The 15,324-nt window shown below is 49.6% G+C and carries 15 protein-coding genes, 1 tRNA gene and 1 pseudogene; 9 read left to right on the top strand and 8 right to left on the bottom strand.

Going from position 1 to position 15,324, the window contains the following annotated elements:
• Positions 1 to 10: 10 nt before the first annotated feature.
• From ADINL_RS00875 to ADINL_RS15770, 3 genes are all read left to right on the top strand, one after another.
• On the top strand, positions 11 to 1,228 hold the full coding sequence (locus tag ADINL_RS00875) for an EAL and HDOD domain-containing protein (RefSeq protein ID WP_161667715.1): 1,218 nt from the start codon (positions 11 to 13) through the stop codon (positions 1,226 to 1,228).
• 2 nt (positions 1,229 to 1,230) lie between these two features.
• The gene (locus ADINL_RS00870; protein WP_051632433.1) at positions 1,231 to 2,967 is read left to right on the top strand and encodes a putative bifunctional diguanylate cyclase/phosphodiesterase; all 1,737 of its coding nucleotides are present in this window, start codon (positions 1,231 to 1,233) and stop codon (positions 2,965 to 2,967) included.
• 233 nt (positions 2,968 to 3,200) lie between these two features.
• Positions 3,201 to 6,041: a bifunctional diguanylate cyclase/phosphodiesterase gene (locus ADINL_RS15770; RefSeq protein WP_051632432.1), complete on the top strand. Its 2,841-nt coding sequence runs from the start codon at positions 3,201 to 3,203 to the stop codon at positions 6,039 to 6,041.
• Here ADINL_RS15770 and ADINL_RS00860 read toward each other — a convergent pair whose 3' ends face one another.
• A complete protein-coding gene (locus tag ADINL_RS00860) occupies positions 6,042 to 7,031 on the bottom strand; it encodes a calcium/sodium antiporter (RefSeq protein ID WP_036542698.1) in 990 nt (329 codons plus the stop codon).
• Positions 7,032 to 7,069: 38 nt separating this feature from the next.
• Entirely contained in the window at positions 7,070 to 7,414 is a 345-nt protein-coding gene (locus tag ADINL_RS00855; RefSeq protein ID WP_036542694.1) for a metalloregulator ArsR/SmtB family transcription factor, read from the bottom strand.
• A 113-nt stretch (positions 7,415 to 7,527) separates the two neighbouring features.
• Between ADINL_RS00855 and ADINL_RS00850 the strand changes: the two genes are divergently transcribed.
• The 3 genes from ADINL_RS00850 (at position 7,528) to ADINL_RS00840 (ending at position 8,610) form a co-directional block, all read left to right on the top strand.
• A tRNA-Ser gene (locus ADINL_RS00850) sits at positions 7,528 to 7,615 on the top strand.
• Positions 7,616 to 7,982: 367 nt separating this feature from the next.
• Positions 7,983 to 8,222 carry a type II toxin-antitoxin system Phd/YefM family antitoxin gene (locus ADINL_RS00845; protein ID WP_036542691.1) on the top strand — a complete coding sequence of 80 codons (240 nt, stop codon included), beginning with the start codon at positions 7,983 to 7,985 and terminating at the stop codon, positions 8,220 to 8,222.
• Between the two features lies 1 nt (position 8,223).
• Positions 8,224 to 8,610, top strand: a complete 387-nt coding sequence (locus ADINL_RS00840) for a type II toxin-antitoxin system VapC family toxin (RefSeq protein ID WP_036542688.1) — start codon at positions 8,224 to 8,226, stop codon at positions 8,608 to 8,610.
• Between the two features lie 481 nt (positions 8,611 to 9,091).
• On the opposite strand, the pseudogene ADINL_RS00835 reads toward ADINL_RS00840, so the two are convergent.
• Positions 9,092 to 9,739, bottom strand: a pseudogene (locus ADINL_RS00835) (plasmid pRiA4b ORF-3 family protein).
• Between the two features lie 79 nt (positions 9,740 to 9,818).
• Between ADINL_RS00835 and ppiC the strand changes: the two are divergent.
• Positions 9,819 to 10,097: a peptidylprolyl isomerase PpiC gene (gene ppiC, locus ADINL_RS00830; protein WP_036542683.1), complete on the top strand. Its 279-nt coding sequence runs from the start codon at positions 9,819 to 9,821 to the stop codon at positions 10,095 to 10,097.
• A gap of 80 nt (positions 10,098 to 10,177) precedes the next feature.
• Positions 10,178 to 10,609, top strand: coding sequence for a thioredoxin TrxC (gene trxC, locus ADINL_RS00825; RefSeq protein ID WP_036542680.1), 432 nt, complete (start codon positions 10,178 to 10,180; stop codon positions 10,607 to 10,609).
• A 36-nt stretch (positions 10,610 to 10,645) separates the two neighbouring features.
• Here the strand turns inward: trxC and ADINL_RS00820 are convergent, their stop codons facing one another.
• The 4 genes from ADINL_RS00820 to ADINL_RS00805 are packed head-to-tail and all read right to left on the bottom strand — an operon-like array spanning position 10,646 to position 13,184.
• Entirely contained in the window at positions 10,646 to 10,987 is a 342-nt protein-coding gene (locus tag ADINL_RS00820) for an FKBP-type peptidyl-prolyl cis-trans isomerase (protein WP_036542677.1), read from the bottom strand.
• A gap of 50 nt (positions 10,988 to 11,037) precedes the next feature.
• On the bottom strand, positions 11,038 to 11,619 hold the full coding sequence (locus ADINL_RS00815) for an HAD family hydrolase (protein ID WP_036542674.1): 582 nt from the start codon (positions 11,617 to 11,619) through the stop codon (positions 11,038 to 11,040).
• The gene (locus ADINL_RS00810; protein ID WP_036542671.1) at positions 11,616 to 12,737 is read right to left on the bottom strand and encodes a hypothetical protein; all 1,122 of its coding nucleotides are present in this window, start codon (positions 12,735 to 12,737) and stop codon (positions 11,616 to 11,618) included. Before ADINL_RS00810 ends, ADINL_RS00815 begins: the two co-directional genes overlap by 4 nt.
• A 24-nt stretch (positions 12,738 to 12,761) precedes the next feature.
• Positions 12,762 to 13,184, bottom strand: a complete 423-nt coding sequence (locus ADINL_RS00805) for a VOC family protein (RefSeq protein WP_036542668.1) — start codon at positions 13,182 to 13,184, stop codon at positions 12,762 to 12,764.
• A gap of 150 nt (positions 13,185 to 13,334) precedes the next feature.
• On the opposite strand from ADINL_RS00805, the gene ADINL_RS00800 reads away from it, so the two are divergent.
• Entirely contained in the window at positions 13,335 to 13,751 is a 417-nt protein-coding gene (locus ADINL_RS00800) for a YccF domain-containing protein (protein ID WP_036542665.1), read from the top strand.
• Positions 13,752 to 13,787: 36 nt separating this feature from the next.
• Here ADINL_RS00800 and ADINL_RS00795 read toward each other — a convergent pair.
• On the bottom strand, positions 13,788 to 15,324 hold a 1,537-nt coding region (locus ADINL_RS00795), incomplete at its 5' end, for an insulinase family protein (protein WP_193364952.1).

Here is a 15,324-nt window from a genome sequence, read left to right as displayed (position 1 = left end):
GGTGGTGTTGGTGGATAGTCATATTGATGATGACAGGCGTTATTGCATCGCACTGCATCCGATCTGCGACAGGCAGTTCAGGCATGTTGCCGATGAATTGCTGTATCGGGCGCATGGCGGTGCGGTCAGTGCCGATATCACTGATCCACTGATTGCAACTGCGCGTGCCTGTAGTACGGCATTTTATGAGATAGGTCTTAATGCACTGGTTGGTAGCCGGCAGTTGTATCTTAATGTGTCTGTTGACTGGTTGGCTCAACCTGATTTACTGCCCCTGCCGGTTGAGCAGGTGGTTATCGAATTGCCGGAGTGTACGTTTGATGACACAAAGTTACAGCATCTGCGTGATGCGGTCGCCAAGGGCTATCAGATAGCAGCATCAGATCGACAGTTGTTGCAGTATGGCGATCTACTGGTCGGACTGGTGCACATTGCCAAAGTGGATGTCAGGCAAGAGGGTATTTTTGCTATCCTTGACGGCTTTCGGGCACAAGGGCTGACATTGCTTGCAAGTTTTATTGAAAGCTCTGAAACGCTGAGCCGAGCTCTTGAGTCCGGATTCGACCTGCTTCAGGGGTATTTTTATGCGTTTCCGGAGCAGTTCCAGTATCAGGCTCAAACCCGCCAGGGTAATCGCTCTGCAGATCTGAAACTGCTGAGATCTCTCTATGATCCCAATACTGATGTAGGGCAAATTGAATCTCTGATTGCGCAGGACCCCCATCTTTGTCATCTGCTATTCAAGCGTGTTAATTCGGCTTCAGAGAGGCGAGTGAACAAGATCAGCAGTATCAGTCAGGCGATTATGTTATTGGGTTTTGAAAAAATCCGGGTGTTGACTACGACTTTACTGCTGGCCAATAACCAGCCGATCAAGCGTTTATTGGTCTTCAAACTACTGGTCAGAGCTTTTATGGCCAGGCAATTGGCCAATCGGGTTAAGGAGATCGATCCGGAGGTCGCTTTTACAGCTGGACTCTTCTCCATGATGGATCAACTGGAAGGCGTCGAGTTGTCACAGATTCTGGCAGAGTCAGGGCTGGATCCTGTAATCACAGATGCCTTGTTACTTGGACAGGGAGAGTTGGGAAAACTGATCAAGGTGATCGAGTCGTTTGAAAGTGCTCGTATGGAAAAGCGTTCTGTAAAACTGGTTGAAGCCCTTAACCGAGACTATCTCTCCAGCGTTGCCTGGGCGCAGGAGATGATGTCGCTGACGGATGACTGATTATGTTTATTCAGGACCCACAGCAACTTCAACACAAAAGCCAGCTCATTCATGCGCTGGAGATGCAACAGCGATTGGCTCAGCGTGTTTTTGATAACACCATAGAAGGGATTTTTGTTACGGGTCCCTATGGTCATATTCTGGAAGTAAATCGGGCATTTACTGAAATCACTGGCTATACCGCAGATGAAGCGCTGGGCAAAACACCGCGTTTACTGCGTTCCAATCATCATGATGAAACCTTCTACCGCAGAATGTGGGAACAGATTGAAACCAGCGGAAGCTGGCAAGGCGAGATCTGGAACCGCCGTAAAGATGGTGGTGCATATCTGCAATGGCTGTCCATCAATGCACTGAAAGGCCCTGACGGCACCGTGGAATACTATGTGGCGGTATTCCATGACCTGTCCGAGTTGCGTGCACGGGACGCTGAAATAGAATACCTGGCGACGCACGATCCACTGACAGGGCTGGGTAATCGTCGGCAGTTGCTGGATTGGCTGGACTATCACTTAAGTGAAGCCCAAACCGTTATCCCTTTTGCGCTCATTAAAATTGATCTGGGTGAAATTCAACTGATCAATGACAGCCTGGGACATGCGGCCGGCGATCGTTTGATTCAACTGGCTGCTAGCCGGTTGAAACCATTGGTGTCAGCAAAAGACTGTCTGGTCAGAATCAGTGCAGATGAGTTTGGTCTGATTATCCCGCTGAGTGATGATAGTACCCATTTGGCACAGATCCTGTTTAATTTAAAAGCCGCATTGCAAAAGAGTTTCAGCCTGTCGGGTGAAACGCTGTTTATGAGCCCCTCTTTGGGCGTGGCGCTGTTTCCTGAAGATGCTGACAGTCAGCATGAGCTACTACGCTGTGCTAAGGCCGCGTTGGAAGAAGCCAAGTCTGCGGGTCGGAATACCTTCTGTTTTTACAATCACAGCATGAGTAATCAGGCGCGTGATCGTCTGGCGCTGGAACAGGCGCTACGCGAAGCACTGGCAGGAGATGGCTTAAGTCTGCACTTTCAGCCAAAGGTGACCTTAGCCACGCAAGCTATCTGCGGTGCAGAGGTGTTGGTACGCTGGAGCCATCCTGTGTTGGGACCTATTTCACCGGCAATTTTCATTCCCCTTGCCGAGCGATCCGGGTTGATGGTTGAGCTGGGTGCCTGGGTGGTCAATGAAGCCTGTCGACAGGTCAGTGAACTGTTACAAGCAGGTATCACACTGCCAAGTGTAGCGATCAATCTCTCCGTTCAGGAGCTGGAACGTCTGGGTGTGGCTGAGTTTTTGGCGGATACCCTCGAGCGCTATGGTTTGCAGCCCAGTATGTTTGAGTTTGAAGTCACTGAGACCAGTCTGATTCATCGTGAAAAAGTCGTGATCGATGTACTGCAACGTTTGCGCGAGCAAGGCTTTGGTGTTGCCCTCGATGATTTTGGTACAGGCTATTCCAGTTTGTCTTACTTGAGAAAACTGCCCCTTTCAACACTGAAAATTGATCGCTCTTTTGTTGTGGATATGACCGAAGATGAGGTTTCAGCCAGTATTGTGCAAACAATCATCAGTTTGGCCGAGAATTTAAACCTGCATTTGGTCGCTGAAGGTGTTGAAACCATCGAACAACGGGATCGTCTGATGGAAATGGGCTGTGACACAGTTCAGGGTTATCTCTATTATCGACCAATGGATCTTCAGGAATTGATCTGTCTGTTGTCAAGTTCAAACGCAAGTGGTCAATAATTATTACAGCATTATATTCGGTCTGTCGCTTTATAATATGGCTATAGTTTTGATATGTAGATATTTTTTGTAATTTCTTTGAAAGAATTTTTATGTCATTAAAATCCGAGTAAAACGCTTTGTTTATTTTTTGTACAAAATAATTCTGTTAATTCCTGCATAAGTCAGTTAGCATTCAGGCCGTTTTTAGGGTAGCTTATGGCTTCAGCTATCCCGGTATTCGAGGACTTTACTTGCGGGTTTCAGTTTATATTTCTGCGTTGATTTTATTGGCATTTGCCTACGCAGGTACCGGACTGCTGGTTGCTGAATCCGGATTACATGACCAGATAGTGCCCTTGTGGATTCCAACAGGCATCGGACTGGCTGTGCTGCTGCGCTTTGGCAGGTCCATGTGGCCTGGCATTTTTGCTGGCAGCTTGCTGTTTAACCTCTGGTTGCCTCACTCAATACACCAAATTCCTCTGCTAAGCGCACTGCCATCTGCGTTGACCATTGCGCTAGGCGCCAGTTTACAGGCGTTGCTGGCCTGCTATTTGATCCAGCGCTATAAAGCTTATCCTTTACGGCCACACAGTGGCCGAGGGCTGATTAAGTTCGTCCTTTTCTCTGGCTTTATGAGCTGCCTGCTCAGTGCCTCTATTGGAACCACGTCAATACACCTGCTATCGGACAGTCAGGGTAGTGCCGGTTATCTGAATGACTGGTTCAGCTGGTGGATGGGTGACAGCTTCGGGGCAATCCTGGTAACACCTCTTCTCCTGGCAGTCTTTGAGCTGAGAGATAAGCAGCGTCCTAAACGCCATCTGCGACTGATTGCGCAGTTGTCGTTAGTGATAGTGGCAGTGCTGATGATCAATCAGCTGTTTTTGAGCCATTTACAGCAGCAGCTCAGGCGCAGCTTTGAGCAGGACGTCAAAGTGATGGATGCCCAGTTCCAGGCGGTAGTGCAGCAGAACCTGGCTGATCTGACCCGTTTGGGTAAAGAGTTTTCAGGTCCGGTTGAAGCTGATCCTGATCAGTTCAGAGATCTGGTCGCTGAAATACAGCGGGTTAACCCATCTGTCCTGGCGTATTCATGGGATCCTGTAGTCTCACCTGATCAGCTCGATGCTTTTGAAGCACAGACGCGTGTATTGCTACAAGAACCTGACTACCGCGTTTATGGTGAATCCCTCTATCCTGATGATCCATTAATACCCGTACAACTGGTTGAGCCACGTGAATCCAACCGTGCCGCGTTAGGGTTTAATCTGTTGTCTATAGAAGACCGCCGTCGCTGGGTCATTGAGTCTCAGCAGCAGGGGCGTCCTGTTGCGACACAGATACTGAATCTGACACAGGCACCCGATGAGCCCGGGTTGTTGATTCTACATCCGGTGTATGTTCTGGCAGACCAGGGCAATCCGTTAATGGGTAATCGCCAATTGACGGGTTTCATGGTGGGGGTCTTCACTGTTGAACGTATGTTCTCAGTTGCTCTGGCGCAGTCTGGTATCCGTCATATTGAGTTTGCACTCTTTGAAGCCGGGCGGGATAAAGCGTTTTTTCGGACTCAAGCCGGTGTTACTGAGCGCAGCGTGATGGATGCGCACTTTCAGGTCAGCATTGCGCAGCAGGTTTGGGAGGTTCAAGCCAAAGCCGGACCGACGTATCTGGCGATGAATCAGGTCAGTAATGCACAGATGATGCAGGCGCTGCTGGTTCTGGTTGGCTGTATGGGCAGCTTGCTGGTGTTGAGCATGCATGATCGGGAACGCCTGCTGACTGATCTGGTGAATCAGCAAACCCAGACGCTGGCGCATCAGGCGCGTCACGATGTACTGACGGGGCTGCCAAACCGCTATATGCTGATGGAGCGTGTTATGGCACATCTGCAGGCCCCTGATACTGAGCGCTTCAGCCTGCTGTTCATCGATCTTGACCGGTTTAAAATGATCAATGACAGTCTCGGTCACCAGATAGGTGATCAGTTACTCAAGGGTATGGCCAATAATCTGTCCCGACGCCTGAGTGATGACTGTGAACTCTTCAGAACCGGTGGTGATGAGTTTATTCTGTTGGTGAATGGCTGTGTGCAGCGGGCAATGGAAGAGGCCGAGCGCTTTTTGGCATTATGTACCATTCCCTTGCAGATTGAGGGGCACAAGCTGCAAATGACGGCCAGTATCGGTATCAGTCATTACCCGGACCAGGGGCACGACCTGGACACGCTGATCAAACATGCCGATACAGCCATGTATAAGGCCAAGGCGCAGGGTAAAAACTGTTATGAACTCTACAGTAGCCAGCTAACCAAAGAGGCAGTGCAGTCTTTTCAACTGGAACAGGATCTGCGTATTGCCATTCATGCGCGACAGTTATTACTGCACTTCCAGCCACAATTCTCGTTGTGTTCGGGAGAGCTTTGCGGACTGGAGGTGCTGGTACGCTGGCAGCATCCAGAGAAAGGCATGATGCCGCCCGGGGAGTTTATTGCGCTGGCAGAAGAAACCAATCTGATTATTCCACTGGGCTGGCAAGTGATAGAGCTGGCGTGTGAGCAGATACTGATCTGGCAGGAACAGGGCTATATGGTGCCACCTGTTGCGATCAATATTTCACCCAAACAGCTGCTTGAAGCTGATTTTATTGAGCATATCAATTCGATTCTGGACCGTTTCGGCATTGCACGCAGCCAGATCGAGCTTGAAATTACCGAAAGCCTGATCATGCAGGACCCGGATTATGCCATTGAACAGCTCAACCTGTTACGCCACGCGGGCTATCGTTTGGCAATAGATGATTTTGGTATTGGCTACTCTTCACTGAACCGGCTCAAGCAGCTGCCACTGGATCGCCTGAAAATCGATTACAGCTTTACCCGTGATATAGGCACTAACCCGCGAGATGAAGCGATCATTATTACCGTGATTGCACTGGGTAAAAGTTTGAATATTGAAGTGCTGGCCGAAGGTGTTGAGACCGAAGCTCAACAGGCTTTCCTGAAAGCGCATGGCTGTGACAGTGTGCAAGGCTACCTGCTCGGTCGACCTGTACCCGAGCAGGAGTTGCGTATTCTCAAAGTGGCCTGATCAACCCAGGCTGGCAGCACTGGTTAGACTGTACAGCAGATAACCTGTATAACCGATGAATACGCTTAACAGAAGCGCACCTTCAAAGCGATTAATCCGTCCCAGGCGCCCACGGAAACCGTAACCCATCACGAACAGGGCCAGAGTGAGAGCTGCCATCACTGGCCAGTCACGCCATAATAATTCCGACTCGACCTGGAGTGGATGTATCATGCCTGCCAGGCCAATCACCGCAAGGGTGTTAAACAGGTTGGAACCTATGACGTTGCCTAGTGCCAGATCGTGTTCGCCTTTGCGAATCGAAGCAAAGGCCGATGCCAGTTCTGGCAGGGAGGTGCCGATTGCAACCACTGTCAGTCCGATGATCAAATCACTCACACCCAGTGATGTCGCAATCTCCACGGCTCCCCATACCAATGCACGGGAGCTGATAATCAGCAAGATCAGACCCACCACCAGCCAGATAATGGCTTGTTTCAGCGTCATCTGAGCTGTATCCGTTGCTTCTGCATCAGCAGTGCCAATCAAGGGGTCAGATCGTCCTTTAAGACCCTCGTATATGCTCCAGCCCATAATCAGTGCAAAGACCAGCAGCATAATGCCCGCATCCACACGTGAAATCTGACCATTGAGCAACAATAAGCCAGATAACAGCGTAATCCCCGCCAGAATCGGGAGTTCTTTTCGCAAGACAGACTTATGCACAACGATTGGACTGAGCAACGCCGTCAGACCGAGAATCAGGCCTATATTGGCAATGTTTGAACCGTAGCCATTACCCAGTGCCAGACCAGGGTTGCCCTGAGAGGCTGCGAGGGCAGATATAAACAGCTCCGGTGCCGAAGTGCCGAAACCGATAATCACCATACCGATTAACAGGGGGGGCATCCCTGCATATTTGGCTGTCGCGGCTGCGCCATCGATAAAACGATCCGCACTCCAGACCAGCAGAATCAGGCCCAGTAAAACAGCAGTAAACGCAATTAGCATGAAAGCAGGCTCCGGTAATAGCGGCTAGATAATAACACTTAAGCGTCAGTGACTCGTGTGCAAAGATCTTCTTGCTGGCCGTTCAGGTTGTCAACATCGGCTTTGAGTTGTGTATCAGAGGCATGGCAGGCAGCACTTAGCGCATTGGCGGTCCAGGGTGGCAGTTCAGGATTAATTGAATAATAAACCCATTGGCCACGCCGTTGATCCTTCAGCAAGCCACAATTACGTAACTGTGCCAAATGGCGAGAAATTTTGGGTTGAGACTCTTGCAGTGCAGTCATCAGCTCACAGACACAGAGTTCTCCCCTGTGGTGCAGCAGTGTAATGATCCGTAAGCGAGTGGTATCACTCAGGCACTTGAAAAAAACAACAGCTTCCATCGCGCAATAATCCGGCTGGTAAAGGCTTAAAACGCAGATTATAACGGATATTCAGGCGCTTGCCTCTTGTGCTTTTCAAATAGTCTGCTAAAATTCGCGCCTCAATACAAAACGGTCAGGTGTCCGAGTGGTCGAAGGAGCACGCCTGGAAAGTGTGTATACGGCAACGTATCGAGGGTTCGAATCCCTCCCTGACCGCCATTTCTATTTAAATTCAATGATTTGCGTCAAATCAAGCTGTTGATAATCGTTAGGTACATGTAAATGTGCCAGTTGACGGTGACAGTCATGCCAGCACATATCGCTCATACCTATCGTAAGCCTACGGGTGTTTATTACTTCCGTTATGCCTTTCCAAAGTCCTTTCTAGAACAGTTTCCAGCCATTGGTGCTGATCTTCGATTTTCGTAAGAAACCAAGCTACATGCGGAAGCAAAGCAGGAGGGGTGGTTATCATCGGCATTATGCGCACGGAGATGCTTAAGGCGTGTCTGAGTGCGTTGCATTACGTTGGCTTTTTACTAAAACCGGACTAGACTAAGTCAAGTAAACTAATACGAGGTTTGTTATGGAATCTGTCAATATGCATGAAGCTAAAACGCGTTTGTCACAGCTTGTTGCCCGTGCTCAGCAAGGCGAGGGTTTTATCATCGCCAAAGCAGGTAAGCCGCTGGTACGCGTCACCGCGATTGATAGTCCAGAACCTGGTCAGCAAAAACGTATCGGTTTTCTGGCAGGGCAATTATCGATCCCGGATGACTTTGATCGTATGGGTGAGGATGAAATTGCGGATATGTTCGGAGGTTGATGTGAACCTGCTGCTGGATACACACATTCTGCTTTGGGCTGCGGCTGCCTCTGAAAAACTATCCGCTCAGGCTAAAGACTTGATCAATGATCCGGCAAACCGGCTCTATTTCAGCGTAGCCAGTATTTGGGAGGTGGTGATTAAAAACAGCCTACAGCGAGAGGGTTTTCATGTAGATCCGCACTTGCTGCGCCGGGGGCTCGTCGATAATGGTTATGAAGAGCTTGCCATCACCGCATTACATACACTGGGTGTTGCGCACCTGCCACCCATTCACAAAGACCCCTTTGACCGCTTGCTTGTGGCACAGGCAGAAGCAGAAGGTTTTTTGCTTCTGACGGCAGATGCGTTGGTAGCGCAGTATCCTGGACCTATCCAGCATATATAATCTGCCCTGATAGTCTACGAGCACGACCGCATCAGCTCTGCAGTCGAGCGTTATTCAGTTTTCCAGAACAAATATTCACGACCTAAGGTACTGATCCGGATTAAGTATTCATCTTTGTAAGATTCAGTGCTTTGGATTTCGGTATAGCTGATGATTCCGGTTAAGCCAAGCAACATCGACCAGCGATTGGACATGGCATGTATAACGGTGGCGTCAACTGATGAGTATCCACGCGCATTTTCAGGTACTTCATCAGTCAGGATAGTGATCGATGTAGGCCCAGTTGAATCGGGTGGAGACTGTCTGCATGAGTTCATGGAAGCACTGGCCCCATTTCCTCAGTGCGGATGTTATCGTCCCACACAAACTTTCCATAAGTTAGATCTGCGGGGGGCATTTCCTGTTCGAGCGAGTCTACCAAAAATTGGTCAATCACAGCCTGAACTAGCCATTGATCCTGTCCGCGTAGACTGGATAGTAGCTAATCGAGTTCTGTCTTGACTTCGATAAAGTGTTCGTAAATTTCATCGTGTATTAACGGCGGACTGTATTGCAGCAGCATCTGCAGACGAGTATTGCAAGATTCAGTATCAAATATTGCTGGATCAAAGGATTCCACACCTAACCAGTTCAGCGTTTCTGAGTATTCTGGATCTGCAGGGTTTTCTAAAGTATCGAGAAGGTCTTCATAGCCAGAAATTCCACCGCAGTCTTCGGGTGGACAGGCACGGTCACCTGTGAGGCAAAGTACATCCACTTCGTGATTACCAATCAGTGGCAGTGTTTTTTCGAGGGTAATCAGATGATCCCATGAATCACCGAAGTCATACTTATAAGAGAGCGTTTTTACTCTGCCATGTAATACATCACTGAGTAATACGCCAGTTTCATCAAACCAGTTATCGAAGCCGTGCTCCAATGCCTCCGGATCTGTGAAGCTGCACTTATCTTTGGTTTGGAATAGATGAAGGTGAGTATTCTGCTAACCCATTACGACTTGAATAACCTGGTGCAGGCGGTCCAGTGTAATGTTGCTTGGCACCATCAGTCTGCGCCAAATAGCGGGGGATGATCCCTCAAGTTCAATGTGAAGTTGATAGAGTTGGCGAGACTGTATTTTGCTGGTCATCGGGACGTTAGGCTCAGTGTCATCCTGGTTGCTGGTATACTAGCCGATTAAATGATCAAACAATCCGACAGGTGTCACGATGGCGATAGCAAGTGCAGTACATATCCTGGTGAAAACCGAAGAAGAAGCCGAGCATCTTAAGCAGAAATTGGCGAAAGGCGCAGATTTTTCGCTATTAGCCAAGAAACACTCTATTTGCCCATCTGGAAAACGGGGAGGGGATTTAGGCGAGTTTCGTAAGGGGGAAATGGTTAAGGCCTTCGATCAGGTTGTGTTTACCAAGCCGCTGTATAAGGTTCATGGCCCTGTCAAAACCCAGTTTGGTTATCATTTGATCAAAATTCTGTACCGCAAATGATCTGATAGCTAGTCCCTTGTTTTTCAGCAATCAGTCCTTATATTGTTGAATAACAAGATTGTCTAATATTGAGAAGCCCGATGAGTGATACACTGATTGTTACTTGCCCGAATTGTCATCGCAAAAACCGTGTCCCTACGGAAAAATTAACTCAGGGTGGTAAGTGTGGAGCGTGCAAAGAGGGTCTGTTTTCACAGTCGCCCATTGAGTTGACCTCAGCCAACTTTGATGCCCATAGCAGCGCGGATCTTCCTTTAGTCGTGGATTTCTGGGCACCCTGGTGCGGACCCTGTCGACAGTTTGCACCTGTGTTTTCTGAAGCGGCAAAAACACTGGAGCCGAGAGTACATCTGGGCAAAATCGATACCGAAGCACACCCCGACCTCGCTGCCCGCTTTGGTATTCGCAGCATCCCGACATTGATTGTTTTCAAACAAGGTAAAGAAGTAGCGAGGTTGTCAGGTGCATTACCTGCTGCGCAGTTTAAGCAGTGGGTGCTTCAATCGATTTGATACGATCTCTGTTAGCTGAACAGCGCAGCTTCAGTGTTAGTCATCCCGGGTTAGCACTTCCAGTAGCTCAATCTCAAAACTCAGGTTGCTGTTAGGCGGAATGCGATTGCCAACTTTGCGATCACCATAGGCCAGCTCAGCGGGTATCCACAATTTACGCTTACCGCCTGTTTTCATGCCTTCAAGCCCGACTACCCAGCCTTGAATCACACGCTTATGGCTGAGTACTGTTTGGAAAGGTTCATCACGTGTGTAGGATGAGTCAAATTCCGTACCATCCTCAAGCCAACCACGATAGTGTGCTGTGATCAATGCACCTTTTTCAGCGGCTTTGCCGGTGCCTTCAATGATGTCTTCAATTTTTACTTCAGACTGCATGAGTTACCCCAGAATGATTCAGGTTGATGTTGTTTTATTATAAAGAGGCTTCAGTGTTGAAACATCGCCTGATGCAACAAACCAAAATGTTCAAAGGCATAGTCTGCCAAGTGAGCATAATCGGGTAGACGGGCGAAGTTGATCAGACAGGTTGGCATGCCGGCATTGCGGCCTGCCTGCAGGTCGTATTTATAGTCACCGACCATCAACATGGCGTCCGTTGGCAGGTTAAAGTGATCGGCTATATTCAGCAGGGCTGCAGGATCGGGTTTGGGCCGGGAGGCTTCGCGGGTCACTATGTGTTGAATAGGAATGGCATTACGTTCAACTTTAATGCGGGTGGGAAAGAGTGAGTTGCGTGTCACTATCGCCATGGCAATTTTTTCTGCAGCACATCTTTCTATAAATGCGCGTGCACGTGGCATCCAGTCACTGGTGTGAGCATCAAGCAGTTCATGACGATGAATGACATCCGTTGCTTCTTGTTGTTGCTCCTCAGGTAATGATCCCAGGAAAGCCAGTACATCTTCATGTTCCGGACAGCCGATTTCATCTCGAATAGCGGCAAAGTTGAGCGATGACGTGACCAGGGTGCCGTCCAGGTCAAAAATAATACCTTTAATATGCTTCACGAATGAACCTCAGCAGGTGATTTGAACACCATCTTCCAGATACGCCAGGGCAGAAAACCGATGATAGCGAGTTCGACCAGGCGTGTGGCTGCAGATTGATAGCTGGCCATCCAGTCAAACAGATGTGTATGCAGGGTTTCCAAATTTGGCCAGATGATGATCAGAATTAACAGAAATGAGCATACAGGCCAGCGCAAAATGTTAACGCGAACCTGGAGATCGTCCGGGAGCGACAGATAGAAACGGAACAGCAGCCAGCCTGAGAGCAGAATGGCCAGAAACGTCGGAAGTCTGGATAACATGACCAGGAGAACAGCGGTTGTGATCAGTGAGATAATGTGATTCAGGTAATTACTCAGCATATCACCGTATTCAAACCAGGCAGGGCTTGCCAGCATGGCCGGTAGATGCATATTGATTGCCAGTAAACTGTCTACAGGCACAAGGCTTATTATCAATACCCATACTAAACAGCACATACATAATACCAGCCCATGCCAGCGTATATCCCGGGGGGTTTTGATGGACAGGGTTTCAGGATAACGCGTGATACGCCACAGGTAGAGTGCGAATGTCATGAATCCGAGTATCAGTGGCCACTTGAGCCCGAAATACCAGAGAGCCAGAAAAGTCGGCAGGCTCACTAGCCCTGTAGCGATAAGTGTCAGGCCGTCTGCTCCCTGTTTTAGAAGTCGCAGAAGTGTTTTCTGTAGGGGTTGAAATCCTGTTGCGTGTCGGGCCTGTTTGATCTGATCGAGTAAGGGTATCTGCTGTTGTGTATCCGATGACGCCACAGCGTGTTTTTGCATGTCAGAGGCTGTGACCTTGTCTGGATCTGCTTTCGAGCGTGCGGTTTTGATCAGGAAGCCGCCGTAGATGGCGACTCCGAGAGAGAATAGCAGAACATAGCTTGATGTCCCTTTGCTGAGTAATACAACCGGAAACAGTACGAGTGCCGCACCCAGAATATAGCCTGTCAAGGGAAAGCGGCTGACCAGTACCGGGATGACAATCAGCAATACGAATAACCAAACCCAGACAGCCTCAAAATTCAGATAGGCTGTGATACAAAGCGCCAGTATAGACAGAGTCGCTACTTTGACTTCCATGGATTCCATATGTATTCCTTGTCCGCTTGGTACTTACCAATGGCCGGTATTACCCATACTTGCCCATGGTTCCTGTGGTGGAAGTGCTTCGCCTTTTTGCAACAGTTCAATGGAAATGTTGTCGGGTGAACGCACAAATGCCATGCGGCCGTCACGAGGTGGGCGGTTGATGATGATTCCGGCTTTTTGCAACTGATCGCAGGTCGCATAGATGTCATCCACTTCATAGGCGACGTGACCAAAGTGTCGACTATCCGAGGGCAAACCATCATCACCATCCCAATTATAGGTCAGTTCAAGCGGGCATTCCGGCTGACCCGGAGGCGCCATGAACATCAGAGTGAAGCGGCCTTGCTCGCTGTCATGGCGGCGTATTTCTTCCAGTCCCAGCTGCTGGTAGAAGGCCATCGAGGCTTGCAGATCTTTCACGCGTACCATGGTATGTAAATATCTCATGCCTTACCTCCATCAACTTAGTATCAGTGATACCTTGAGTGGTTTTATTAGACGATGCGAAAGGTCATCCCGGGACGCGAGAGCCAGAAAAGGTGATTGCGCATCATAAAAAGTGCCATACTATCGCATGATTTTATCAGGAATGGGCTTATGTTGCGGTTACTCGGTAATATTATCTGGTTTGTGTTGGGTGGTTTTATTATGGGCGTGGCCTGGTGGTTGGCAGGGATTTTGGCGCTGATCACAATTGTGGGTATTCCGTGGGCCCGGTCATGCTTTGTGATCGGTAGCTTTGCGTTCTGGCCCTTTGGCAAACAGGCCGTCAATCGTCGCTTTGTGACGGGCAATGAAGATATCGGGACAGGTTGTCTTGGTATGCTGGGGAATGTGATTTGGTTCTTTGTTGCCGGGATCTGGCTGGCAATCGGGCATATAGTGTCTGCACTGGCCTGTTTCGTCACGATAATAGGGATTCCATTCGGTATTCAGCATCTGAAGCTGGCGCTGATTGCCCTGGCTCCGGTAGGGCAGACAGTGGTGTTGTCGGAGCGTTTAACCATCAACTAATCCAGGTAGTTGATGGCTAAACATCTATTGGGGAATTCAGTGAAACAGGTTTTCCTGGCGTCTTAGTTGTAGTGTCTCGGTGCCACTGAAATCGGGGATTTCTATGACCTCATCGCTGTCTGGCAGCAAGCCGCCAAAACTGCGAATGTCATATTGACGCTCCAGCAAGGACTGCAATTGTTCGATCAGGTCTTCGCGTTGAATCAGGCTCACCTGTTCTGCCAGTTGCAGATGCGAGGTAAAGTTGCCGTCACGATCCAGTTCACGCCAATAACGCTGAGAGCGCTCCGACAGGCGCATGTCCGGCTGCAACAGGCGGGATTTCAGTCCCTGCCTGAACTCTTCCAGTTGTGCATCTGTCAGAGACTCCAGTTCCGTCAGCATTTGCGATATAAACAGATCATACTCATTCGCCAGTTTCAGCGGATCGGCCACCGGAGATTGGACTATCAGGGCGATGCCGGGTACGTCGCTCATTGGCAGGTAAATAGCGAAGACGATATAACCCAACTGCTTCTCAGTGCGCAGACGCGAATAAAACGGCGTAGAGATGACTTCATTCAGCAGGGCTACGCGAGCACGCTGTTCCAGACTGCGATCGCTGCCTTGCAGATAACGCACCAGCGTGGCATCTGTGTGCTCCAGGCTCAGGGTGTCGATCAGCCGTTGGTCCAGAGGCAAGTCGACGACCGGCACGCGAATCCCGGTGACCGGGTTGGAGCCTGACAGCAGCGTGGATCGAATCTGCTCGCTCATACTCAGTGCGGTGTCAGGTGTCAGGTTTCCATGTGCCAGAATGCGCACTTCAGTTTCCATGAACAGCTCATTGAGGAACTGCTGCAACTGCTCCGGAGTGATCTCTGCCAGGGCGTTGAGACGGTCTTCTGTACTCCAGCGTGACATGAGTCCGGTGAATAACTGCTGCATTGCCAATTGCTGGGGGCCATTTTGACGTTGATTGATAAGTTGTTCATGTAATTGTAAAACAGCTCGATCAAAGCGAGCTTGGCTAGGAGAGGGTGATTTGAGCGCCGAAATTACCTGTTTTAACATGTCATACTGTTTGTCATTATAGCCAGAGATTTGCAGTCCAATTCCTCGCATATTCGAGCTGATAGAGACATTCAGCCCCGCCAGCGACGCATCATACAGCAGACTGTTGAGCTGATCGTTGAGTATCCGGGTGTAAAGTTCAACCATGACTGCATTCTCCGGGCTGGCCAGTGCCAGATGAGTCATGATGGCCAGATAGAGATCTGCCCGAGGACGCTGGAATTGCTGATCCTGTTGATACCAGAGGGTGAAGCCCGGTTCTTCCAGCAAGGCTATGGGTAGCTCGGACGGTGTGTCGACACGCTCCGTCAGCTCCAGAGAGTCTGGAATAAAGGGGTTCAGCGCCCGGATTGCCAGCGCCGGATTGGGCTGTGGATCCTGCCAGGATGCCAGGCGTTCGGCTTCCAGTGGGGCGAATCGATAGCCGGCGTTGTAACGCGCCTCGGTAAACGCTGGTTCCACGTCGGGATGCTGGATTGTCAACAACAGGTTGTCCGGATGCAGTTGTAGCAGGTAGTGC

The sequence above is a fragment of the Nitrincola lacisaponensis genome (assembly GCF_000691225.1).
Lineage (GTDB): Bacteria > Pseudomonadota > Gammaproteobacteria > Pseudomonadales > Balneatricaceae > Nitrincola > Nitrincola lacisaponensis.
Note: the sequence above shows the minus strand (reverse complement) of the source record. Positions and strands in the feature narration are given on the sequence as shown.